The sequence below is a fragment of the Puniceicoccaceae bacterium genome, from assembly GCA_040224245.1.
GTDB lineage: Bacteria > Verrucomicrobiota > Verrucomicrobiia > Opitutales > JAFGAQ01 > JAKSBQ01.
This window is the reverse complement of record JBEGIR010000044.1, coordinates 18,252-43,287: the sequence shown is the minus strand read 5'-3', so window position 1 is coordinate 43,287 and position 25,036 is coordinate 18,252. Positions and strand designations below refer to the sequence as shown.

Sequence of the window (25,036 nt, the reverse complement as noted above, 5' to 3'; positions counted from 1 at the left end):
GTTCGATGAACATGCTGGGAAGGCATGCGCGTTGGAATCGGTTATGATATTCACCGAACCTGTGAGGAACGGGAATTGGTGCTGGGCGGGGTACGGATTCCCGGTCCGGTGGGACTGGAGGGACACTCGGATGCGGACTGTCTTTCCCATGCGATCGCTGACGCGATCCTGGGTGCCATGGGCCTGCCGGATATTGGGACGTATTTTCCTCCGACGGATCCGTCGCTTCGCGGTATGGATTCTCAGCGCATCCTTAAGAAGGCTGTGGCCGAAGCGGCATCAAAGGGGTATCGTTTGGCAAATGTGGATTCGATGTTGATCGCAGAACGGCCCAAGCTGCAACCGTACATGCAACAGATGAAAGCGACGCTTGCGCATTCGCTTGGGGTAGAACCCGGCTGCGTTGGTGTCAAGGCCACCACCAACGAGCAGGTCGGTGACATCGGGAAAGGGCTGGCCATTGCAGCCCATGCAGTTTGCCTGCTTGTGCCGATGGAAGAAGCTCAGCGCTGATGAAGCGTCATATGACGGCTTCGGGCTTCTCGATGTGGAAAATTTCGGTCTCCGCAAAGAAGCGTGCGATCTCCAGTCTGGCCGCCTCTCTTGAGTCCGATGCATGGATCACGTTGCGCATGGTGCAGGTACCAAACCCACCGCGAATGGTGCTTTTGAGAGCGTGTTCGGGGTTGGTCGGGCCAATCAGTTCGCGGGCGCGATGGATGGCATCGGTTGCTTCGAGCACCAGCAGCAGCACCGGACGCTCGGTCATGAACTTCACGACCTCGGGATAGAAGGGCTTGTCCACAATATGCGCGTAGTGGATCTCCAGCAGGTGGGGATCGAGTTGCGTCATTTTTGCCGCGACGATTTCGAATCCGTTTGCTTCGAAGCGGGAGACAATGTCGCCGACATTGCGCTGCTCCATGCAGTCCGGTTTAAGAATAATGAAGGTTCTTTCCATTGTGATGATTTGAGAAAGTGGCTCAGGGAAACGCATTCACGCGGATTTGCAACAGCAAATTCGACTGCCCGCATGAACCCGTGCCAGTGCAATGATGCGAAGAAGATGGAAGTGGGACTCCTAGATGAAGGAGTCGACAACCTTATCCGCGATGCCGTATGCCACTGCTTCAGTGGCCGTCATGTAAAAATCGCGATCTGTGTCTTTCTGAATCTTTTCCAGAGACTGCCCGGTTGCCTTGGCAAGGATCTGGTTGAGTTCATCCCGCAACCGCTCCATTTCAATGGCCTGGATGTGAATATCCGCTGCAGGTCCCACCATGCGACCGGCGATCAAGGGCTGGTGAATCATGACCCTTGCGTTGGGATACACGTAGCGGGAACCCTTGGGAGCGCCACAGAGCAGGATGGAACCCATGCTGGCAGCCATGCCTGTTACAATTACGCTGATGGGAGAAGTGATCAACTGCATGGTGTCATAGATCGCCATGCCTGCCGTGATGGAACCACCGGGGGAGTTGAGATAAAACTGAATGGGTTTACCGGGAGCCTCAAGCTCGAGGTACATGAGCTTTTCGGTGAGGTCCTTGGCCGATTTGTCCGAGACTTCGCCCCAGAGGAAAATTTTGCGATTCTCAAGGAACTTTTTCTGAATTTCGACGCTGGGAAGTTTGGTCCCTTTATCGGTGTTTGTGTCCGATTCTGATTCGTAACGTGTCATGGTCATTTCACTTTTCCAAAGGTTGAACGTGTGTCGCACTGGCAGGAGTGTCAACAGGCAACTGGTAAATTGTGCAATGGACTGAGCAGTGAATTATAGCTGGATTGCAGGAAGTCCAGGGGGTGGGGCGAGATCCTCTTCCAGCATGGAAATCCGCGTGAGGTGGCGCCCACCTTCAAAGCTGGAATCGAGCCAGGCCTTGACGGCTGCCTTTGCGTTGGGTTGGGAGACAACCCGACCTCCCAATGAAATCACATTGGCATTGTTGTGCTCTTTGGCCAGGCGCCCGGTTTCTTCGGTCCAGCAGAGTGCGCAACGGATCCCTTTCACCTTGTTGGCGGCGATGGTCTCTCCGTTGCCACTTCCTCCAAAAACGACGCCTGCGTCGCAGATGCCAGCGGCGACAGCCTTGGCCGCGTATTGAACAAATGTCGGGTAGTGGCAGGATTCCGGGGTATGAGTTCCGTAGTCTTCGACTTCGTGTCCCAGTTCAATCAGGTATGCTTTGATGCATTCCTTGAGTTCATAGCCAGCATGGTCAGTTCCCAGAGCGATTTTCATGGTTGGTGCAGAGTTGGGTACAAAGCTTTCCTGTATGCGCAGGATTGCTGGTGAGTCAATGAATCGATTGGGAAAAGATGCACATCGTCAGGTTTTGGAAAAGTTTGAATAGCACTGCGTGAATCCACGTCGCACCCATTCTCAAATACGGTCTGGCGTTGCAGAACGTCGGTTTTCCAATACCGTCAATACTCTCAAATCAAATCTATCGAAAACTTCTATGAAAAATACGATCCAATGTATGGTGACCCTTTGGGTGATGATGGCAGTCACAGTGAGCAGTGCTCATGCCGCATCCTACGATCTCACAAAATCCACTCCTGTGGGCAGCTGGCAGTTGCGCCAGGAAATCAGCCGCGATGCCAAAGGAAAGGAGCAGCTCATGGAGGTTCGCACTTCCATGGTTGGTGAGGAAAAGCGCGAGGGGGTGGACCACGTGTGGGTCGAGATGGAGATGAACACTTTCCGCTACAACAAGGGCAAAAAAGGAAAGGCCACTGGAGAACCGATCCTTCTGAAGATTCTGATGGAGAAGTCCACGCTCAAGGGAAATCCTGAGGACATCATCAATAATCTGCGTGCAATGGGCAAGGAGATCATCATGCAGCAGGGCGATGCGGACCCGATCAAGATCGAAGAAGGAGGAATGATCGGCAATGCGATGATGAAGTCCCTGGGCATGGAGATTGACTACAACTTTGATGAAACCGGTACCGAACGGGTAGAGACTCCTGCCGGTAAGTTTAAATCGAGAGTGGTCGAAGGCAGTGGTTCAGTTGAGATGAGTGTGATTTTCAAAACCATCCGGGTGGATAGCACCGCCAAGCAGTGGTTGAGCGATGATGTGCCATTTGCCATCGTCAAGGCGGAGTCAACGAGCACGATGGACGGCAAGACGACGACCACATCGTCCCTGTTGCTCGATCATGGTAAAAAGGGTGCCGTATCCAAGATCAAGGGGGAAGCACAGTCGATGAAAATTCCCGGACTGGGCGACCTGTTTGGTGGTTGATTGGCAAACAGCGTTTGCAAATTGATTTTTAATAGCGAGGCCTGCGATCAGTCGCAGGCCTCACTGGTTTCAAAACACAGCAGTTGACGCAATCTCTTTCGGACCCGGTTGTTGAGGTGAGTTGTATTCAAGTGATGCTACCTGGGAGCCGATTTGTGTGTTCGCGGCTTCTGCGGGAGTAGGGCAGTTTGAGCAGAAGCATGATGACCGTCGCACTCAGGCAAAGGATGCTCAGGTTCTGAAAGAGCAGCTCGATCAGGGCATGGACAAAACCCCCAAGCAGGGTGATGGCGAGCATGATGTGGGTGCAGCGGCTTTGTCGGATGTTTCGGCTGAGAAACATCACCGGCCAAAGGATAAAAAATAGCAAAAATGGGGTTCCAACAATGCCGAGTTCACTCACATACTGTGCCCAGTCGTTGTGGGCGTCATGCCAGATTCTGACGATTTTTCCGTCATTGAGGATCTCCGGATAGTTGAGTTGATAATAGGGGAAGACAAAGCGCCAGCTGCCTGCACCCCAGCCGAACCAGGGTTTGTATTGAATCATTTCCCAGGTGATTTGCGTTGGAATGAGACGACCATTGAAGTCGAGAGTGGTGACTTCCTTTTCCAGCTTCTCGCTTTCGAATCGCTGAAGGGTTCCCTCAAAATCAGGCAGGCGCGGTACTGCAGTCGCTGCCAGCACGATGAGCAGTGCACAGATGGGAATGCTCAGGAACTTGAGGATGGGCGAGTCGCCTTCTTCGAAGCTCGTGCGCAGGATCATCAGGAAAAAGGCAAAGAGCATGGCCGTGGCGACTGCGAGTCCACCCCGGGAGAACGAAGACCATAGTGTAGCGTATTGGACGAGGATGCCCAGCAGCACGATCAGGTGAGGGCCAGAGCGAAGCAGTCGCTCACGCATGATGCGGACCTGATAAAAATACAGGGCCATGGAGCAACCCATCATCAGGTAGAGCAATGCGGCTCCCCGGTTTTTGTAAGGAACGGTTCCGAAAAAATTGGGGTAGACTTCGAAATTCCAGTAGATGCCGGAGGCACCAGTCTGTTTTTGCACGATCACCAGTACACAGAACGCCAAAGCATTGAAAAACAGAAACCAGAGCACAAATGCAAGGGATCGGCGACGCTGTAATCCAGTCCAGGAATAACAGAGAAAGAGCCATGCTGCCCCCAGCATGAGCATCATGCGCCAGGGGTTGAGTTTGTGGAATGGACTGGCGATGGAAGAGGGTAACCAGGAGAGGTGATCGATGGGGAAGGAGCGCCAGGTCTCTGGGTTTTCTTCATATCCGTAGGCGGGGTTGAGGCCTTGGATTGCAATGTAGAGCAGGAGCAGAATGCCCGACCAGAACAGTGGAAAACGACGCAGTCGCTTCCAGGCAGCGGAAGTTGTTTGCGCGGGGTCCTGCCAGCGCAGGTCGCGCTGCTGTGGAATCAGGCAGATCATGAATCCTGCAACGGAGAGCGCGGCAAAGAGCAACTCTGACCAGAGATGGGTCAGCGCCATGGACCAGATCGCAAGGGCAAGTTGCAGGCAGACGAGGGCAATGAGCACCTTTTCCTTGGGAACCAGGGGCTGGCTCACCTTGCGGCTGCTCATGCGTCTGGAGAATCCTGACTTCCGGGATGACATGGGATTCCTTTTCATGGCGAAAGCAGGGGTTGTTTGCAAGCTCCGGATGACTTGCATCTGGAATGGCTCAACAGATAAAAACCAGTGACATTCACAGGGTCACAAACGACCGCAGGATGCTCAAATTACGTCTGAGAAAGCAGGTTTGAGGGACTGGAAAAACGCAAATCCAGCACAGAATACCACGAGGCTGAGTCCGTAGAGAAAACCAAGATCCGAAAGTTGCATGGGCAGGTGCCACAGCATCACATCCCGACTGAGTTCGACGGCATGCACGATGGGATTCAAATTGAGAATCGGGAGCAGGAATTCCAGGTTGGTGCCTTCAATTTTGGTAGTGGAATAGAAGATGGCGGAAGAATAGAGCATCGCCTGAGTGACGAATACCATGATCTGGTTGAGATCGCGCAGAAACACCCCCAGTGCGGAAAAAGTCCAGTAGATCCCGAGGGAGAGAAGGACCAGCGGTGCGATGATAAGGGGGAACCACAGGGCATGAATGCTCAGTCCACGTCCGATGAAGGTCAATCCGATCAGGAAGAGAAGGATACTGATGAGAAAATTGATGAGGGACGATCCGAGGTGGGCAACAGGTAGCACTTCCAGCGGGAATACTACTTTGCGAACAAAGTTCGGGTTGTTGAGAATGATGGTCGGAGACAGTGCAAAGGACTCGGATACGAGACCAAAGAGGGTAAGACTGAGAAAGATTCCGAGACCAAAATCTGTCTTGTTTTCATTGGGGATGACACCGTAGGAACTTCCGAAAATGAACCCGAAAACCAGTGTGTAGAGTCCCATCATCAGGATTGGGAGCAATACCGCCCAGAACACACCCAGCAGGGAACCCTTGTGGCGCTCGTGGAAAATGCGAGCGGTGAACTGGCGCAGCAATCCACGGTTTCGGTGAAGGGTGTTCAGGATCACCAGCGGATTCAGATTAACCCAGAATCTCCCGGGTCGGGCCTGTCGCTTGTCCATCTCTTGTTCTATCTGCATCCAAAGCGTGGGTTGTGATATCTGAGGCATTGCAAACCTATGTATTTGGGGTCTGCAGGCGCAGAGGTCAAATCGCAAATCGAGCTGGCGAAGCGTGCATGGCGGGTTGCAGGCGGACGTTCCATGCTGGGGCTGCAGAACGTAGCAAGATTCTGAAAGTTCAGCTGCCCTCCGGAGCCTGGACGGACGCACGTGGACTGGCGGGGATGTGCAGGGAGTCCGGTTTTGTGGGTGAAGCCGGGTCGTAGAGTTTCAGGTCTTTACGAAGGTGTTGAGCCAGTTCCGGACAGGCGATTTTGATCGCTTCAACAACACAGTTCGCCAACGCATATCCACCGTAGGGACTGAAGTGACTGTCATCCCGCAGGGCTTCATCCTGACCAGGAAATGAACCCGCAGGGTAGTGCACAAACGCTTGTTTGGAACCCTCCGGACCCAGCGCGGCAAAGAGCACACCGCTCATGAGATTGAGGTCAATCAACGGTATTGCCAACTCTGCGGCCACCTTTCGCACGGCGAGCGGGTAGTCTCCGAGGGTGGCATACTGCCTGCCTTGTTCGTCAAATCGACGACGTTTCATGGAAGTCACGAGCAGGGGCTGCGCTCCACGTCCTCTCAGGTGTTTGACAAAGTATCGCAAATCATCGGCATAGGACTGCATGGGACCGATGCCCTCGCCGCTTTCTTTCATGTCATTGTGGCCGAATTGCAGCATGACAAAATCCCCGGGCTTGAGCGTGTCCATGATTTTTTCAAGCCGCCGTTGCGCGCGGAACTGTCGCAGGGTTTCGCCCGATTCGGCATGATTTGCGATCACCAGTGTCGGTTTGAAAAATACCGGTAGCATCTGGCCCCACCCGGTCCAGGGTTCGGTGGTTTGGTCGGTCACGGTTGAATCTCCCATCAGAAAGAGCACAGGCAGGTCATCGACGCGCTCAACGGTAAGTGAGTGCAGCACGGTATCGCTGTGAATCTCGATCTGCAGTAAGTCATCCCAATGCCAGACGCCTTCTTCTCTGGAATTGAGCTGCACTTTTCCTCCCTGATCGAGCGTGGGTGTGCGAACATCGGTGACAAAACGAAGTTCCCGGGTTTGTTCACTGTCAAGATGCAGGTCGGGTTCGTGAACCATCAGCCGGCGCGATTCTGCTTTGATGGTGATTCCCGCTTGCTCGCTGGGACCTTCGAATCGGGCGCTTACCCGAAAGCGCCCTTCTCCGGTTTGAATCGCGAAGACGTAAGGCTCACGGCTTTTCAGTCCTGGCCGAATCGCATCGCCAGTTGCGGAGAGTTGGCGCGCAGCTTCCGCCGGAAAGTGAAGGAATCCATGGCCGAGCTGCGGGTCGAATTCCGTTGCCGGTGACACATGCGTCGCTTGTGCCATGGGTTCTGTTCCGAATGAAAAGTTCCAGGATTCTGCGGCGGTAGCTCCGGAGAGCGTCGCCAGAGTTGTCGCGAAAACCAGAAAGCATTGCATGGCTGGACAATCAGGGTTGGCGAGGTTGGTTGATGGTATAGATCGTGAGTCCCTGAATGTTGCGAGCTTTTGCGGGGATGGCGAGACTGACCAGATAACCGACGATGAAGGTGACCGTGGAGCCGATGGGCATGAAGAGCCAGAAGTTGACGGCGGTGTTCTTCTGAATCAGGAACACTACGGTCATTCCCGTGATCACGCCGATGATGGTTCCGAGCTGATTTGCCCTTCGCGTGATTAAACCCAGGGCAAACATACCGACCAGACCATTGGAAACCAGATTGGTCAGGAAGAGTGCAAGATCCCACACCGATGGCATATCTGCGTTGGCCAGAAAGAGGGCCGCACCGGTTCCAAACAATCCAATGACCAGAGTGAGAAGGCGTCCGACCAATACCGATGAAGTCTCGGTGGCGGTCTTGGAGAAGCGGCGATAGAAATCGTCCACTCCGAGGTTGGCAACTGAGCAAATGGCACTCGAGATCGTGGACATGGTGGCGGCAAGCAATGCGGCAACGACCAGTCCCGAAACTCCGATTGGAAGGTGTTGGGCGGCGAAGAAGGGGTAAACACCGTCAGATTTCATGGAGGGATTCAGCTGTTCCGGATGCTTCTGGTAGTAAAGGAACAGGGCGGTTCCGACGGCGAATAACAGGAAATTGATGGGAACCGCAACGGACATCTGCAGACCCACTGCCTTCTGGGTCTCGCGAAGGGAGGAAGTGCACTGCACGCGCTGAACGAAATTCTGGTCACCAATGTTGTTGAGTGTGGTGAAGAGTGTGCCAATGAAAAAGAGCCAGATTGTGGGGTAGGTGAGGTCCCAGTTCCAGTCGAGCATGCGAAGTTTGCCCGCCTCACGTGCCAGTCCGAGAGCTTCGTCAATGGGGGTATTGAGTTGGATGATTGCCATGATCAGGCAGGCAGCGATGGTGCCTACCATGATAAATCCCTGGATCGTATCGGTCCAGATCACCGCTGAAAGTCCCCCCATGAAGGTGTAGGAGATCGTGACAGCAGCCATGACAAGGATGCAGATTTCGATGGAAATGCCCGTGATCGCATTTAGCGCAATGGAGGGCAGCAGCATGACGGGTGCCATGCGGCCCAGCATTTGGAAGAGCACAAAAATCATGCTTCCAAGCATGCGAGCGACGATGCCGAAGCGATACTCCAGGTATTCGTTTGAAGTGCGGATGTTGAGCTTGCGGATGATCGGTGCCAGGATGAACAGCGAAATGGGCAAGGTGATGGCAGAAAAGATGGAAACCATGAACCACTCCCAGTTCCCTGCATAGGATTTTCCGGGCATGGTCATGAGACTGATCGCGCTGGCCATCGTGGCAAAGAGACTCATGCCAGTTGCCCACCAGGGGATTTTTTTGCCTCCCTGAAAATAGTCAGCCGTGTCTTTTTCCTTGTTTGTGAAATAAACTCCGATCCCCACCATCGCGACGAGATAGAGAATGACCACGGAGTGATCGATCCACCCGTATTTGGTCTTGAGCGGAGAAACGAGAATCTTTCGGGCATCGGCTCCCGCAATGACCCATACCTGATCTCCACTTGTGGTGACGATGGGTTCACCCTTGGGTGCGTTTTCCCACTGCGTGACTTCAATCCAGCGATTGGTGATGGTGTGGTAGGCAAGGATGGCGTCGTGATCGGTCGCGCCGAATACCAAGAGGTGGGACTCCCCAAAAGCAACTGCGGAGGGCTGGCCTACCCAGTCGAGAATGGGTGCCTTTTCCACCCATCCATCCTTGATGGAGTATTCGAGCGTGCCGAGCACGGGTTGACCTGAGTGGGTGCCACCGATCAGGTAAAGCCGATTGTCAAAGGACCGCAGCAGTGTCGCACCTTCACGAGCTTGACCGGGGAAATCCGGAAGGTTCTGCCAGCTTGCTTCCGGGACTCCCAACGACAGCTGTTCAAAGCGATTTCCCTGATTGGACGCACTGGCGAGATAGAGGGTGCCCTTTTCAATCAGAATTGCGGGTGCAGGCATGGGTTCGGGAAGGGATGCCAGCGAGTTGATCTGGATTTCAGTGCCTGTGAGGCTGAATCGGGTGACAGCGTCGCAGGCTTCCCCCTCGATCAAGCCGCCGCCCAGAATCAACTGGCTGCCGTCACTGGAGTATCCCGCATTGACCTGAGGTTTGCTCCACTCTCCGGCGACTTTCCATTCGGTGGAATCAGGCGTGAGCACATACACGTTCGTGTTGGGACCGCTGTCGTGTTGCCCACCCACAGTGATCAGCGAACCTCCGATCAAACCGAGGGATGCTCCTTCCAGAGCAACAGGAAGGTCAGGCAAATCCTGGTAGTCCAGGATCGTGTCGATGGAAGGCTTGTCCGAGGCGAACAACGCATGGCTGGTGATCTGCAACAACAGAACGAAGATGGAAAATCTGACTCCGTGAGTTTTCATAGGAATTCGGGATAAAATGGAAGTGGATGGATCGGGATCAATTGGAACCGCCGCAGGTTAAAAGACTTCGGGAATCAACGCGAGGTTCTGGATTGCCGCCAAACCCCACTGCGCGGAATCGTTGGTGGAAACCCACGCAGTTTCGTCGACGGGATTCAACACCTGGGCACCATCAATGTGCGTTGACTCGATTTGACGCGGGCCACCCCATTCATTGCTGAATTCGCTGAGTGCCCGCTCTGCAAGAGCTGGGTCGTTCTTCAGCTTCGCGGCATAGGCGGTCAGGCGGCTGTGGGCGTTGACCAGACTGATTCCGCGAAGCGGAGCACCGAAGCGTTCGCGATGTGCTTCGGCACCAGCGTTGTAAAGCGTGCAATACTCCAGCCAGGCCCGGTTGAATTCGGGCACATCGAGCAGGTCCATCAACTCCTTGTTTGCCTCGACCATGCCGAAGACACTGGAGAGGTGTGAAACCCTGGGTTTTGGATCGTTCGCAAGGATGAATTCCTTGGTTTCGATGTTAAAGCCGTAGTCGGGAACAAAAAAGCCGAGTTCGTGGGAACCGATCACCTTCATGGCATTGACGAGCCACTGGCGGTAGGTGTCGTCGTGGGTGCGTTCCCAGGCGGTGAGCCAGTTCATGGCAACCGATCCAAAGTCGGTGCCCTGACCCATGCGGACCTCGGCTGGCACTTCCGGCTGACCCGGAAGCTTTCGCACAGGGTTCAGCGTGGCCAGTTGGCGGTCCGCTTCAATCACTTCATTGAGCACATCGCCAGTGCGCTCGTCGACGGTGAGGAAATAGTGGAAGCGCCGGTATGCAGCAGTGCTGATGCGAAGCTGCTTGGCAGAGCATCCCCAATGCTGCACGTTGTGACGTGTGCCAAAGCCCGCAAATCGTCCGAGGTGATAAATGTCGACATCCCGATTGTGGCGCGTCATGGCTTCGGCCAGACGAAATGTCGATGCATCCCCCGTGCGAAGGAAGGAATACCACAGCCAGAGATCAGGTGAGAGTTCCGAGTTGTCCCAGGCATAACCACCCACATCATAGCGCCACACATGGCGGTCGCGGTCGTAGGTGTGCATGACATCACCGTAGTCCCAGAATCCATACCAATGGCGCTGTTCAACCTGGTTGATGTAATATTGGACCGACCAGTCCAATCTGTCTTCGATTTGTTTTTTGGCAGGAGTGGAGCGGTCGGGCAGGCTCCAGAGTGAACCAAAGACTCCGGCATTCAGATAATCCTGCGGACGGGGCACGAGCAATGCGGGTCGATCTGCATTTTGCACCATGGCGGCGAGATCTTCTCTGGTAGGAGTGGCAGGAAGTGCCCAGAACGTGAGATCAGTGGAGCGTGCAACACCGTGCGGGGTTCCAAAGCCAGGCTCATAGTCCTCATAGGTGATGTCCAGTGCATCCAGCTGTTTTGCATGGGTGTCCTGACCGAGGCCGTCGTGATAGAAGCGGATGTCCATGGGCTGTGCCTCGGGGGACCACATCCACAGGGTAACCCGGGCGGTATCGCTGGCAGCGTCCCGGATATCGAGTTGTGTGGGATGCAGGCGCCAGAAATCCCGCATGGCAAATGCAAGCCCGCCGGAAATGCCACCGACGTATCCGCCTCCCTCAGCGCGGTGTCCCTGATCTACCGGAACCCAGGCGCAGCCTTCTTTTGTGCGTTTGCGAAGAGAGAATCCATTTGCAGAGAGCTGGCTCAGGCTGTGGTCTGACCAGGTCGGTACCCAGTGCAGGCGATCCGTCACACGTGGACTCCACTGTTCGAGTGGTGGGGTCGGCAACCCCGCCACCTGTGCCTTGCGCACTTCTTCCCCAGGGTCGCGGCGAAGTCCGGTGATCCCGCGAACGGCTTCACCCCAAACGCCGCCCTTTTCACCCACGAAGCGGATGTGTCGGTCGTGCAAGGCATCTCGCATGGGCACGTCAAAGCTGACCCCCAGGCTTGTGATGAAATCCTGATACTCATCCCCGTCGAACACAAAGCTGTGTGTCATTTGCGCGCAGGTGCCGCCTGCGTAGAAATGAAGCCGAAGGGTGAACGGAAGCCATTTTCTGCCACTTGATGTCTGGTGATGACCGGAGAGCTTGATCACGGCACGAATGGGTCCGTCCTGTTCAAGCTCGGCGGATTCTGTCACGCCCTCAAACGCCTCATCGACGGCGCTGGCATCGGGTTGGTCCCGGCGACTTCCAAGCAGGCGTCCATTGCTTGCGACAAGGGTGCCATTGCTGGTCATGGACTCGATCACGGTTTGACCCGAACGGGGCACCACGCATTGCATAGCTCCGGTATCGATCTGAAAGGAGTCTGGATGTGTTTTCACCCTGACGGATGAGGCCGGCTTTGTGGGAACTCCAGGCTGCAGCTGCATGTGTGGGTGCTGTCCGACTCCTGCCGGGATGGCATGACCTGTCCATTTGAGGGAACCATCGGGCCAATAGGCAGTGGGCCAACTTTGTACGGGCACGGCGGTGCCGTCAGAGGCATGCAGGGAAAACGTGGTGTCTTTGGGGTGTTTGCCTTTGGGCCAGGGCACCCCCCATGTGGTTCCTGATTGCACCTGGGGCACGGACCCTTCCAGCCACCGCAGGGTGTAGGGTTGCTGGGATGCGTAGACCTCAGGTGATGGTGTGGTCGATGGTGACGCGGTGTTCGCCATCACGCGGGGCAGCTGAAGCGCTGCGGTCGCCAATGCACTGTGCTTGACGAAATCTCGGCGAGAAATCGGTTTCATGTTTCAGGGTAGTTTCGGGTTGAGTCTCAGGGCAGACGGTAGCGAGCATCTGCTCGTTCCGTCCGGATATCAATCGAGGTGAAAGACCTCGTTCAGATCGACAGAGACCGGACTGTGATCCGTGTTGGAAGGCATGACGTCTCCCATATGCTTCCACCATCGCTGGCACACTTCGGTGCTGGCAATGGCGGACCATCGCGCTTCGTTTTCGATCTCGACGTAGGCAAACAGTTGGCGGGTTTCCGGATGGAGAAAAATGGAATAATTGTGAACCCCATGTGATTTGAGAACGGCTTCGAGTTCACTCCAAATCGGGTTGTGCCGTTTTTCGTATTCGGCTTCACATCCTTTGTGAACCGACATGACAAATGCTTTGCGGATCATGGTTTTGCGGGAAGGGTGGGGATGCTTCCGATTTCGCTGAGCGACACGTTTTCATCAAACGCCCGTTCAAAGAGGCGTTCGACTCCCTTGATGGCAGGGGTGATAAATTCCTCGTCGGCTCCCTGCACAAAATCGATGCCGGCATTGGCGACGGTGCGAATGGGCGCAAACTTGTGAATGGCGTCGATGATCTGGGTCTGGCAAATGGCCATCTGGGTATCGCAGATGAAGGTATCGGGTTTGAGCAGTTTTTCAATTACCGCGTCGAACATGGCGCTGCGGGTTGCGGCGTAGTCCGGTACGGGTTGGGTGAGCACGTTGCCGTTTTTGGGACGTATGATCATGTCCTGCTCGTGGTTCCACTGCGCGGTTCCCTCCTCACCGATGATGTGGATTTCAGGTTCGCGCCGCTCCGCGCAGGCATGACTGACCCCAAACCAGAATTCGATGCCTGAGTCGGACATGCCCTGAACAATGCCAGTGTCGAAGCTTTCGATGTCGTGCGCTCGATACAGGTCGGCTGAAGTGACCATCACATTGCAGGATTTATTGGGTTGGGGACCAGCAACAAACAGCGCGATGTTCACAAAATGGGCGAACGCGTTGTTGAGCGGCGAGTCCATGGCGGCCCAGCCATCCACCATCAATTTGCCCGCCCAGTTGTTCCGGTGGTAGTAGGATATGGCGCGGGGCCAGAAACCGATTACCTTGACCGCTTTGATTTTGCCGATCACACCCTCGAGCAGTTGTTGCTTGAACCAGGCAATATCGCGGGAGTAGATGTCCTGAAATCCCACCGCAACCCAGCGCCGGGTTTCCTTTTCGGTGTGAATGATGCTCAGCGCATCCTTGACAGAGCCGGTAAGCGGTTTCTCAACGAGCACATGCGCTCCGCTGCGCAGCGCCTTGTTGGTCATGGAAGCGTGAAGCTGAATGCCAGTGGGAATGAGGCAGAGGTCAATTTTCCCCGCCTCTCCTTCGCACATTGCATCAAAGCTGTGATACACTTTGGTTCCCGTTTGTTGGAACTCCTTCACGGTTTCGTGATCCGAACGCTGCTCGCGTACCATCAATGCACTGACATCGAGCCTTCCTTCCTGTTGGGCCTTGCGCACAAGATCGACATAAATACTGGCATAACCGGTCACGCCGACCAGGCTGATTCGGGGTTTTTCACCTGCTGTCATATTCAAAGGGTTGTTGGAAAATCCTTTCGTCGGGCGCAATGGGTGTTTCTGCGGCGGAAAGGGCTGAATTCAGAAAAAAATGATTGCATTGGTTAATCGAGTTGCCACATTTCTGACAGTAAGAAGCATCGTGCGGTGGCTTCTCCCCGTTTTTGCCGAAACAACGATCCCTTTCGGCAGACCCCACCCAACAACAATTCGTATGGCAATCAATTCGGTAAGGGAACTTGCGAAGGTCCTCGGGCTTTCGCACACAACCGTTTCGGACGCCCTGAGAGGAAGTCCACGCGTCAAGGCGTCCACCCGCGACAAGGTACTGGCTGCGGCCAAGGAACACGGCTACCAGTACAACCCCCTGGCGGGCGCATTGATGTCGCAGATGCGGCGTTCGCGTGCAGACACCTTTCGAGGCGTGATTGCGGTGGTCGATCTGGAGAGCTTTAAGCAGCGTCCCGAGGTCTTTGAACGCTACCATCGCGAAGTCATGGAAGGGGCTGACCGGGCGGCGAGAAAGATGGGGTTCAAGGTGGAGTTTTTTGCGTTGGGCAGTGAAGGCATTTCGGTGGATCGCTTGAATTCGATTTTGATTTCCCGCGGTATTCGCGGTATCCTCATCCTTCCGGCAGGTGCGTCACCGGAACTCTCAGTGTTGAACTGGGAACACTTCTCGGGGGTGTACACGGACTACATTATCGAACATCCGGCCATTGATTCGGTGTGCTCCAATCATTTTCGCTCCATGTTTCTGGTGCTCAACAAGCTGAAACAGCTCGGATACCGTCGACCCGGACTGGTGATGCACCTGGACCATGACAAGCGCCTGCTGCACCGCTGGGAGGCTGCGTATCAGATCTACCACAAATATTATCCTTATTTTGAGGCAATACATCCCCTGATTTTGCGTCAGTTTGAAGAAACATCCTTTCGGGAGTGGTTCCTGGAAACCCGACCCGATGTGGTACTCAGTCATCGAACGCGGGTCTTGCGCTGGATGGAGGGTGTGGGTGCTGTGGTTCCGCATACCCATGGATTCTGCTGTCTCAATGTCAAACTCAGTTCAGTGCCGGTTGCCGGACTCGACCTGCAGCCTTCCCTCATCGGGGAACGCGCAATGGAGCTGCTGGTTTCCCAGATTTATTCCAACAAGTATGGCATCCCGGAGACTGCATCGAACACGACCATTCCGTCTGCATGGGTGGATGGACCCACCGTTCGCTCCATGGGGTCGGTTGCGAACCCGGATGCACCCCTGAACGAGGGCATTCACTGAATGTTTCAGGGGATGGATTCCGATCTCAATGTCGAGTCGGGCTGCGGGACTGGGTGCGATGCTTCGTGTGAGTAAATGCGGGGGGATTGCAAGGATTTTGAGGTTTTGATAAGTCTGGAAGTAATTGAAGGTCAGGAGTTAAAGAAGCTCAGATCTGACTCTTTAGAAAGAGTAATTCTGCATTGAATGCATTTGACTCAAAAGTGTCCGCGTCGTCAAATAAGAGCATGTTTCAGGTATTCCGTTTCATCATGAATTTGTTGATTTCGGTCGTCCATGTTGCATGACCCCACTCTTGTTGATATCTTAATTTCTTAACCCCAAACCCCATCCATGCCATTGCGCTCCGACCCCATTTCTAAGGGACGCAGTATGGTATGACCCCATATTCCTTTTATGCTGATTTGTCGCGCATGCGGTGTGTGCCATTGCTCTGTGGTACCCCATACTCGCACCCGTTCTCCTGACGTGCTGCCGGTTGCATGGCATCAGAACCTTTCAGAATTTCTCAATAAACCCGAAGCCCTTGTTGCATTTTGGGCCCGGGTCTAACCCAAATACAGAATAACCCCATGAAAAGATGCATAACGAAGAATGCACACTGGCCATTAATGCTGATATGGTTGGTGTTTCTACAGGGCAATGTGATTGCCCAGGTAGAGGATAGTGAGTTCGATGATGAGGTCTATGAACTCTCACCGTTCGAAGTCTCGACGGAAGGAAATGACGGATATGCCGCCACGGATACTCTCGGTGGAACCCGCATTCGCACCGACTACCGGGATCTGGCGACTCCGCTGACAGCCGTAACGGCACAGTTTCTGCAGGATACGGCGTCCAAAAACAATCAGGACCTGTTGACCTACACAACCAATACGGAAGTGGGTGGTCTTTACGGGAACTGGGGCGGTTTTGGAAATTCCCAGGGCATCGGTGACCGCAGCGCATTGCTGCGTCCGAACAACAATACGCGTGTGCGTGGTCTGGACTCAGCAGACAATACCCGGAATTTTTTCCTGACTGAAATTCCCTGGGACTCCTACAACGTGGATCGTGTGGAAATCCAGCGCGGACCCAACTCCATCCTGTTTGGGGTGGGAAGTCCGGCCGGTATCATCAACCACACCACGATTGTGGCTCAGATGAACGGCAACTCCGGAAAGATCGAGAACGAATACTCTGCGTTCAACTCCAATCGCATCGTTGCAGACTACAATGTGGAAGTCATGCCCGATGTGTTTGCAGTGAGAGTGGCAGGGTTGTTCAACGATCAGAAGTTCCGTCAGAAGCCTGCCTTCAATCAGGACGAACGCCTGTTCGCAACGGGAACCTTCCAGACTCAGATTCTGCCGGACTCCTGGGCAGACAAGACGGTTGTGCGCTTGTCCTATGAAAAGGCGATGGTCGAGTCGAACTACCCGCGCATGCTACCTCCCGAGGATGGAATCACGCTCTGGTTTGAAGATACTGCCGGAGATGGTGTCAATAACCTGATCGGACTTGGAAAGGGCGTGATTGACATGTTCTTGTACAATCAGGGCGGTGGCGGAGACCCGACGCGTGGTCCGCTTGCCGATTCAGCCGTACTGAACCCACGCTACATTCCGGGAACAGCTGCGATTGACGGTTCTGCACTGAACAACGGCGGCATTGGTTTCTGGTTCCGCAATGGCGATTCGCGTCCGTTCTTCGTGTCCCGTCAGGCACCGCGTGATTACCCGGGAGGTCTGTCTAGTGATGGCTCCATTGACAATGCAATCAACATCCCTTACGGATCACCGTTGCGTGTGGCGGGTTATAACAACTACGCCGTTCAGATTGACCGCATCGACACAACCGAAGGGAATGTGTCCCGCTTTCCGCTGGCAACCCGTGGGTATTACAAGGATCGCACCCTGACGGATGATTCCATCTTCAACTTCTACGATTACCTCGTGGATGGTGACAACAAACGTGAGTTCAAGAAGTGGGACTACACGAATTTTTCGGTGGCTCAGACCTTCTTCAATAATCGTTTGGGTGTGGAATATGTGTATGACCGCCAAGACTACAAGGAATGGCGCGAAGGTGCAACCTGGGATCGTCCCTACATCTCGATCGACATCAACAAGAACCTGCAACATCAGCAGTCTGCCTATTCCCGTGTCGTGGATCCGACGGGTGAGAATACCGATGGTTTGATCGATCCTGATTCCTATACCGTTCCCGGGTTTACGCCCAGTGCTGAGCAGCCTTACGTCAATCCGATGGCAGGCGCGGCCTTCCTGGCCGGTGGATTCGCGAGCAACGAAATGCGCACTATCAAGCGTGAGACCAACCGCATCACTGCCTTTGGCGAATTCCGCGCAGCGGATTTCATGGATGCGGAATCCTGGCTGGCCCGCTTCATCGGTCGCCATGTATTCACAGGCTTGATGACGCGCGAAGAGATGTATGAAACCGTAACGCAATGGCGTCCTTCCGCGACCACCTACGAGTGGGCATACGATCTCTCAGCCAATAAGGGTAGCAACATCCTGCTCGGTCAATCTGAACGCGATGTAACTCCGATGATTTATCTGACCGATCCGTTGTTTAACCGCAACTCTGCTTCGGGACTCAACATCGGGAAGATTAATACCTATTACAATCCGTCGGGAGTCTATAATACGACTTACTTCAAGACCGAGTGGCTGCCTTCACGCGATCCTTCAGATCCGAGTTACGTGGATCCTGCTGGTGCGTGGGTCGCACACTTTGGTGAAGGTTCCATTGATCCTGACGCTGCATTAGCACAGGCTGACAATCCGGCGAACTACACCGGATGGACATCAGGTCCCGCCTACATCCTCAATGCGGATAAAGGCGAGCGCGATCAGCTGATCACCAACTATGGTGTGAGGGAACAGATTGTGGACTCCAAGGGATTTGTATGGCAGGGTTACCTGTTTGATGGATTGCTGGTGCCGACTCTGGGCTGGCGTGAAGATGTTCTCGAAACCTACACAGCAACAGGTTTCGAAGATGAGACTGGAATCTCAGATACCCATGCAGTGCCGCAGGAAAAGGTGCTCGACAACAAAGGAGAAACCGTATCTTGGGGCGTTGTGGCACACATGCCGCAGAAGTGGGTCGAGAAGGTCAAGTTCGTCTCGGGTCTGAGTGCGTATTACAACGTGGGTGAAAACACCAAGGTTGAAGCGCGCATGAACTACGATGGTAATCCGCTGGACAATCCTTCGGCAGAGAGCGAGGACTTCGGGGTGGTCGTGAACCTCTTCGATGATAAGCTCACACTCAAGGTGGGTCGTTTTGAAACCAAGGTGAAGAATGCGAACTTGCCGGGCGGCACTTCCATCCTCGGTTCGAATCAGTACTACTTGTATCAGCTCGAGGCATGGGGAACTGCGAACTCCCTCATGTATCTCTTCGGTCGTGAAGGTCTCGATCCGAATCAGAACTGGCACTGGAACTGGGCGCTTGTGGACTCTGGTTGGGATTCTGCATGGGATGATGCAGCCACTAAGAGCTGGCTTGATCACCCGAGCATGCAGCATCAGGCGCAGGTCATTGATGACTGGATGAACGGACTCGATGCTGAGTTCTTCGCCAACTATCAGATCCCCGCCAATGTCGGTGAACTGCAATCGGCCTACAACACTTATAAGTCTACAGGCGACATCCAGCCACTCATTGCGGCTGCTGCAAACTCGGGTTTCCAGGTCGGAACCTACACTACCGGATTCTCCTCCCAGAACAATGGGCAGATCAATGGTATCAATCCAAACGGAACCATCGACAATACCTCAAAGGGTTGGGAATTCGAGCTGAACTATCGTCCGGTATCCAACTGGAACATTCAGCTGAATGCCTCGAAGACGGATGCGTATCGTGAGTCGCTCGGTACCCCCATGCTTGACTTCATTGCGAAGCAGTGGGAACGCCTCCAGGGACCTGCCGGTGACATTCGCCTGTGGTGGGGTGGGGACGTAACCTTGCGTCGCTACTATGATGACAACATCATGTCTGCGGTCAAGTTCCAGGAAGAATCCATCGGGTTTCAGGTACCGGAACTCAGCCAGTGGCATGGTTCACTGATCACCAACTACACCTTTACGGGTGACCGCTACAAGGGTTTCAACATCGGTGGTGCCCTCCGCTACCAGGATGAGCAAATCCTCGGATACGGCCTCAAGGATGACAAATCGGGTATAGATGTGAACAAACAAATCTACGGTGACGTTGTAACGAGGGTCGACCTCTGGGTAGGCTATGAGCGGTCGATCACCTAAAAGGTGGATTGGCGCATTCAGGTCAACCTGCGCAACGTGGGTGAAGACGTGAGCCTGACTCCGATTTCCGCAAATCCGGACGGATCGATTGCAGCACAGCGCATTACCGAGGGAATGACTTGGGCTGTTACCAATACATTCCGCTTCTGATGCTGGAAACGTAAGCCTATCTGACACAACGATCTTACGATCAAATCAGGGGATGCCTCGTGAGGGGCATCCCTTTTTTCATTCGCGCTAAACCCGGCCTCCAGGGATTCTTTTGCTTCACAAGAAATCCGCCTGTCGTTGCGAATTTGGGAGAATCAGGTTTCTTCAACGGGAACGACATTGTTCCCTTCACATCCAGCATTCCTGCACCCTTGTTTGCCATGATTCGCCATTATTTTTTTGCCGCCATCTCGATCCTGTTTCTGCTCAACTTTACGATGGGGGTATTCGAGATTCCGGATAACCTGCCGATTGTTGGAAACCTCGACGAAGTTGCTGCCAGTCTGCTGCTCTTTCAGTCGATTCGCCAGATTCGCGAGGGAAAGTCTGCAAAACAATCATCGACGCGTGAGGCTGAAGAACCCTGAAGCAAACGAATGATGGATCCTATCATTGCACTCAGCATGCCGTCAGGCCAAGAATTTGGCGGCATTTCGTTGTTTTCATGAGTGTTATGATGATATTCCGTTTAGTTTTTTAGAATCGACCGTAACCATTGTCATTGCGATTGATTCGGGACGACTCGCGTTCTAGTCTGTTCTCATCCGATGACTTCGAAGGAGAACAGACGCTACCTTGGTCCTTTGCTGCTTGTTCTCGCATGTCTTGCTGCGTTTTTTACGACTTGGATTGCCTATCGAAGCATACAATCGATCCGTTCCGGGTATCAGGGGAAACTGATGTCCATCGTGATTTCCTACTCGAATGTGATTCGTGAACAGATCGTGACAGGTTCCTTACATCGCATCGAGACCGGGGCAAAATCACTCTTGAGTGATGAAGACGTTCTGAGTGTGATCGTCTATGATGGTCAGGGCAAAATCCTGGTTCAGGTACAGGATCGTGAGGCACTGCAGGCATTGGGGTGGACGGGCGAGCTGCCAACGGTCGACCCCCTCCTGAATCCACCGGGCATTGTGTTCAAGCAGAACTCGATCATCGCTTCGCGTTCTCATACTGTATTTAACGCGCAGGGGCAGACTATTGGTGGAGTCACGGTTCACATGAATCGTGCTCCCGAGCAACAGCTGGTTCGGCGTGCACTGACCTCAACACTTGTGCTTGGGGTCGGGGTGTTTTTACTCGCGATGATACCTGTTCGATTGTTGGTGAGGCGGATCTATCGCGATACGGAAAACCTTGAACGCGTGAATCGCGAGCTGGAACAGGCCAATCAAATCAAGGAACGTTTTTTGGCGAACATGAGCCACGAGATTCGCACACCCATGAATTCGATCATTGGATTCACGGAGCTTCTCGAAGAGAGCAAGCTGGATGCGGAACAGCAGGAATGGGTTTCGGTCATTCAGCACAACGGCAAACAGCTGATTCACCTGATCAACCAGATTCTGAGTTTTTCCCGCCTCGAAGCGGACAAGATGGCATTGAGCCTGCGTGAGGTGGAACTGCACACCTTGATGTCGCAGGTCTATCATTCCTTCAAACATCTTGCGGAGAAGAAGGCACTCGAATTTGATTTGCAAATCGACCCGCTTGCCCCGGTGCTCGTGCACATGGATCCGGATGCGCTGGTGCAATGCCTGAACAACTTGCTTTCCAATGCGCTGAAGTTTACGGAGAGTGGGCGAGTCACCTTGCGGGTTCGTTTCCACGAGCACACAGTCCAGAAGGACTCGGGGCAGTTGATTCTAACGGTGTCCGATACCGGGCGGGGCATTCCGGAATCGCGTCAGGCCGATATTTTTGAAGCCTTTTCGCAGGTGGAAGGTTCTGATTCCTATCAATTTCAGGGAACCGGACTGGGATTGAGCATCACAAAATCGATCATGAATCTGATGCAGGGTACGATCACACTGGTCTCCAAACCCGGAGCGGGAAGCGATTTTATCCTCAGTTTTCCGTGCACGACACCCCCTCCCATGCAGACGGAGCTTCCGCTCCACCCGGACCCGAAAGCTGATGTGAACGAGTTGCTGGGAGCGCAGCGTGAGCGGGTCAATCGACTGCGTGTGATTGTTGCAGAGGATAATGCATTCAATCAGAAACTCATCCTCAGGATACTCGCAAAATGTGGAGTGCAGGCAGATTGCGTTTCTGACGGATTGGCACTGATACAGGCACTTTCCCGGCAGGATTATGATTTGATTCTGATGGATATCAATATGCCTGATCTCGATGGGTGGGAAGCAACGCGCAGAATCCGGAATCTGGATAGCCACAAACACACGCGCATTGTAGCGGTTTCGGCTTCAAGAAATGAGGCGTTTGTGGATCACTGTTTCCAGGCAGGGATGGATGGTTTCATCGGAAAACCCTTTCGACAGCACGACATTGCAAACGTTTTGCTGTCGACACTCGAACAGGAAAAATTCACGCAATCGGACTCAATTTGAGGATCGGAAACGGGCGAAAAACCCGTGATGAAGGAGAGTCAAACCTTCCGAAAAGCGTCAATCATTTGGCTCGAAGACTTGGGATCGATTCGACTTTGGAAACTTCCATTGATGAATCTCAGTGACAGTTTGTGAAATTCCTGCTTGTCATAAAACGATTAATTGAAAGGTTTCGGATGTTTCCCGGCCCTTTCCACTTGGGCATGATTCACCCACTTCCCCGGACAACCATGAAGAATATCTCTACCCCTCTGCGTCGGATCGCAATCGCTTGTGTTATTGTCTCAACACCGATTCAGGTGATTCAGGCCAATGTGCAACCCCCCAGTCTGACGTCCGAAGGAGTGTTTCAGACTCCCGGCTGGGAAGTTTTGGTCTTTTGCAACTGGTATGACGGACTGTTCAGCGATGCCAAGATCAGCAGCGTGGAAATGATCCACCATGGCGAACGCACGGTGACCAATGGCGATGTGCGCTTGGATGTCACGCCTGAACAGTGGGATGCAATTCCAACCTTCAAGGAGCGCAATATCGATGAATCGAGCGGGAAGGTGACGGCCCGACTGCATTACCCGGAGCATGACTGGGACTATGCGATAGTGGTCGAACCTACGGGGAAACCCCTTCAGCTGAAACTTCGGGTGGAAATCGATTCTCCCGTGCCCGAAGCCTTGCAGGGTCGCGCGGGGTTCAACCTTGAGTTTCTTCCGAGTGCCTATTTCGGAAAAACCTTCGTCGTGAGTGACCACGCACAGGCGTTTCCGCTCTACCCGGCTGGCAATGTGGAAGCTCTTGACGACGGTCGCGTTCAGGCGACACCACTGGCCACTGGGTCCACGTTTGTGATGGCACCCGAGGATGTGAGTCGACGCATTCGCATCACGAGCGAAAGCAGCGGGAAGCTTGCGCTTTACGACGGTCGGAGCAAGGCCCAGAATGGTTGGTTTGTGCTGCGCGAAACCCTCCCTTCCGATGTGACTGGCACGGTGATCGAGTGGACGATCGAGGGATCTGCGATTTCGGATTGGGTGCGCAAGCCCGTCATTGCACACTCACAAGTCGGATACCGTCCACAGGATCTAAAGGTGGCAATGCTTGAAATGGATCCCAATGCCGCAATATCGGGTCCGATTGAGCTGATCCGGATTCAACCCAGTGGTGAGCGGGAGCGTGTGCTCCAGTGGACTCCCGAATCCCCGCAGCGTTACCTGCGATATGACTACTATCGATTCGATTTCAGCGAAGTGAGCGAATCGGGGCTGTACCAGATTCAGTACGACGGGGTGACGACAGCAGCCTTTCCGATTCGCCAACCCGCCTATGATGCAGCATGGCACGCGACGCTCGATGTGTTTTTTCCGGTGCAGATGGATCACATGTTTGTCAATGAAGCCTACCGGGTGTGGCATGGTGCCTCTCACCTCGATGACGCGCTGCAGGCTCCTCCAAATCACGAACACTTTGATCTCTACGCCATGGGGCCGAGCACGGATACTGAGTTTGAACCGGGTGAAACGATCCCCGGATTGAATATCGGTGGCTGGTATGATGCTGGTGACTACGACATCCGAACGCAGACTCAGTATGCGGTCGTTCTGAATCTCGTTCGCCTTGCAGAGCAGTATGGCGTTACCCGCGACCATACGTCAGTGAATTGGGATACCCGGGAAGTCGAACTGCACCAACCCGATGGCACTTGTGATCTGTTGCAGCAGATCAAACATGGAACGCTCGCGCTGATCGCGCAGCACCGCGCAGTGGGACATGCGATTCCTGGCATTGTGGCGGCCCACTTGCATCAGTACACGCACCTTGGAGACGGGGTCACCAAGACGGACAATCGCTTTTACGATGCATCACTGGGTGAACAGGAAGTCGATGGTGACCGCAGCGGAAAGTTCGATGACCGTTGGGCCTTTACCACCCACACCACTGCATTGAATTATGGTTCTGCAGCGGCGCTTGCAGCCGCCAGTCGCGTGCTTGGGGAAATCGACCCGGATCTGGCAATCGAATGTCTCGAAACGGCTACCCGTGTATGGGCATTTGAGCAGACTCATGAACCCGCTACTTTTCGCTGGGGCAATACAACTGGGGGGCGAATCGAGAGTGAGCAACTCAAGGCTGCAGTTGAACTATGGGTGGCAACACGTGAGTCGCGCTACCTTGAGGCGGTGCAAGCATTGATTCCCGACAGAGTGCAATCGTTCATGTGGGATGCTGCGAACTTTTTGCGGGTGTATGCGGATTTGCCCGAGCAGGCCCAACAACGCATACGGGCACTTTCTCTGGAACTCCGCAGTTTCATGGAGCCGATGCTCAATGAAAATCCCTTTGAAGTGCCCATCACGCGTGGGGGGTGGGCTGGCAATGGAGCCGTGGTGGGCTACGGACTCACACAGCATGCCTTGCATCAAGTCTTTCCTGATGAATTTGATGGTTCCGGCACCTTGCGAAGCCTGCACTACCTGCTTGGCACGCATCCCGGTTCCGACCTGTCGTTTGTGTCCGCCGTTGGCGCGCGTTCCAAACAGGTTGCGTATGGAACGAATCGCACCGATTTTTCCTTTATTGCGGGAGGAGTCGTGCCGGGTGTGTTGATTCTCAAGCCGGATTTTCCTGAAAACAAGGAGGACTGGCCGTTCTTCTGGGGGCAGAACGAGTATGTGGTCAATATCGCCTCGAGCTACATGCTGTTGGTTCACGCTGCGCGTTCACTATAGGATCAACGGATTAGGGGATTTCCGGTGATTCTCGGTCGTCCTCAGTGTGGTGCCTTTGGGCGGTTGAGACGTCAGAT

18 protein-coding genes are annotated in these 25,036 nt (G+C 54.0%); 8 read left to right on the top strand and 10 right to left on the bottom strand.

From position 1 onward, the window contains the following. Positions 1-24 precede the first annotated feature (24 nt). Complete coding sequence (ispF, locus tag ABQ298_07370; GenBank protein MEQ9824187.1) at positions 25-513, top strand: 2-C-methyl-D-erythritol 2,4-cyclodiphosphate synthase; 489 nt, start codon at positions 25-27, stop codon at positions 511-513. A 7-nt stretch (positions 514-520) separates the two neighbouring features. Here the strand turns inward: ispF and ndk are convergent, their stop codons facing one another. From ndk to rpiB, 3 genes are all read right to left on the bottom strand, one after another. Then, entirely contained in the window at positions 521-961 is a 441-nt protein-coding gene (ndk, locus tag ABQ298_07365; protein MEQ9824186.1) for a nucleoside-diphosphate kinase, read from the bottom strand. Between the two features lie 120 nt (positions 962-1,081). Continuing rightward, on the bottom strand, positions 1,082-1,681 hold the full coding sequence (locus tag ABQ298_07360; protein ID MEQ9824185.1) for an ATP-dependent Clp protease proteolytic subunit: 600 nt from the start codon (positions 1,679-1,681) through the stop codon (positions 1,082-1,084). Between the two features lie 93 nt (positions 1,682-1,774). Continuing rightward, positions 1,775-2,242 (bottom strand): ribose 5-phosphate isomerase B, encoded by a 468-nt coding sequence (rpiB, locus tag ABQ298_07355; protein MEQ9824184.1) that lies wholly within the window; start codon positions 2,240-2,242, stop codon positions 1,775-1,777. 220 nt (positions 2,243-2,462) lie between these two features. On the opposite strand from rpiB, the gene ABQ298_07350 reads away from it, so the two are divergent. Continuing rightward, the gene (locus ABQ298_07350) at positions 2,463-3,254 is read left to right on the top strand and encodes a hypothetical protein (protein ID MEQ9824183.1); all 792 of its coding nucleotides are present in this window, start codon (positions 2,463-2,465) and stop codon (positions 3,252-3,254) included. A 127-nt stretch (positions 3,255-3,381) separates the two neighbouring features. On the opposite strand, the gene ABQ298_07345 is transcribed toward ABQ298_07350, so the two are convergent. The 7 genes from ABQ298_07345 to ABQ298_07315 form a co-directional block, all read right to left on the bottom strand. Next, positions 3,382-4,860 (bottom strand): O-antigen ligase family protein, encoded by a 1,479-nt coding sequence (locus ABQ298_07345; protein ID MEQ9824182.1) that lies wholly within the window; start codon positions 4,858-4,860, stop codon positions 3,382-3,384. 153 nt (positions 4,861-5,013) lie between these two features. Next, the gene (locus ABQ298_07340) at positions 5,014-5,892 is read right to left on the bottom strand and encodes an ABC transporter permease (protein ID MEQ9824181.1); all 879 of its coding nucleotides are present in this window, start codon (positions 5,890-5,892) and stop codon (positions 5,014-5,016) included. Positions 5,893-6,052: 160 nt separating this feature from the next. Continuing rightward, complete coding sequence (locus ABQ298_07335) at positions 6,053-7,276, bottom strand: rhamnogalacturonan acetylesterase (protein ID MEQ9824180.1); 1,224 nt, start codon at positions 7,274-7,276, stop codon at positions 6,053-6,055. A gap of 103 nt (positions 7,277-7,379) precedes the next feature. Continuing rightward, on the bottom strand, positions 7,380-9,800 hold the full coding sequence (locus ABQ298_07330; GenBank protein ID MEQ9824179.1) for a sodium/solute symporter: 2,421 nt from the start codon (positions 9,798-9,800) through the stop codon (positions 7,380-7,382). Between the two features lie 57 nt (positions 9,801-9,857). Further along, complete coding sequence (locus ABQ298_07325; protein MEQ9824178.1) at positions 9,858-12,560, bottom strand: twin-arginine translocation signal domain-containing protein; 2,703 nt, start codon at positions 12,558-12,560, stop codon at positions 9,858-9,860. A 69-nt stretch (positions 12,561-12,629) separates the two neighbouring features. Further along, a complete protein-coding gene (gene rhaM / locus ABQ298_07320; protein ID MEQ9824177.1) occupies positions 12,630-12,944 on the bottom strand; it encodes an L-rhamnose mutarotase in 315 nt (104 codons plus the stop codon). Continuing rightward, complete coding sequence (locus tag ABQ298_07315; protein MEQ9824176.1) at positions 12,941-14,131, bottom strand: Gfo/Idh/MocA family oxidoreductase; 1,191 nt, start codon at positions 14,129-14,131, stop codon at positions 12,941-12,943. The genes rhaM and ABQ298_07315 overlap by 4 nt, the downstream gene beginning before the upstream one ends. A gap of 202 nt (positions 14,132-14,333) precedes the next feature. Here ABQ298_07315 and ABQ298_07310 point away from each other — a divergent pair, with 202 nt between their 5' ends. From ABQ298_07310 to ABQ298_07285, 6 genes are all read left to right on the top strand, one after another. After that, positions 14,334-15,401 (top strand): LacI family DNA-binding transcriptional regulator, encoded by a 1,068-nt coding sequence (locus ABQ298_07310; GenBank protein MEQ9824175.1) that lies wholly within the window; start codon positions 14,334-14,336, stop codon positions 15,399-15,401. A gap of 611 nt (positions 15,402-16,012) precedes the next feature. Next, complete coding sequence (locus ABQ298_07305) at positions 16,013-19,672, top strand: TonB-dependent receptor (GenBank protein ID MEQ9824174.1); 3,660 nt, start codon at positions 16,013-16,015, stop codon at positions 19,670-19,672. Between the two features lie 3 nt (positions 19,673-19,675). Next, a complete protein-coding gene (locus ABQ298_07300; protein MEQ9824173.1) occupies positions 19,676-19,822 on the top strand; it encodes a hypothetical protein in 147 nt (48 codons plus the stop codon). 221 nt (positions 19,823-20,043) lie between these two features. After that, on the top strand, positions 20,044-20,250 hold the full coding sequence (locus tag ABQ298_07295) for a hypothetical protein (GenBank protein ID MEQ9824172.1): 207 nt from the start codon (positions 20,044-20,046) through the stop codon (positions 20,248-20,250). Positions 20,251-20,562: 312 nt separating this feature from the next. Then, positions 20,563-22,236: an ATP-binding protein gene (locus tag ABQ298_07290; GenBank protein ID MEQ9824171.1), complete on the top strand. Its 1,674-nt coding sequence runs from the start codon at positions 20,563-20,565 to the stop codon at positions 22,234-22,236. A 230-nt stretch (positions 22,237-22,466) separates the two neighbouring features. Next, positions 22,467-24,959 (top strand): glycoside hydrolase family 9 protein, encoded by a 2,493-nt coding sequence (locus tag ABQ298_07285; protein MEQ9824170.1) that lies wholly within the window; start codon positions 22,467-22,469, stop codon positions 24,957-24,959. Positions 24,960-25,036: the final 77 nt, after the last annotated feature.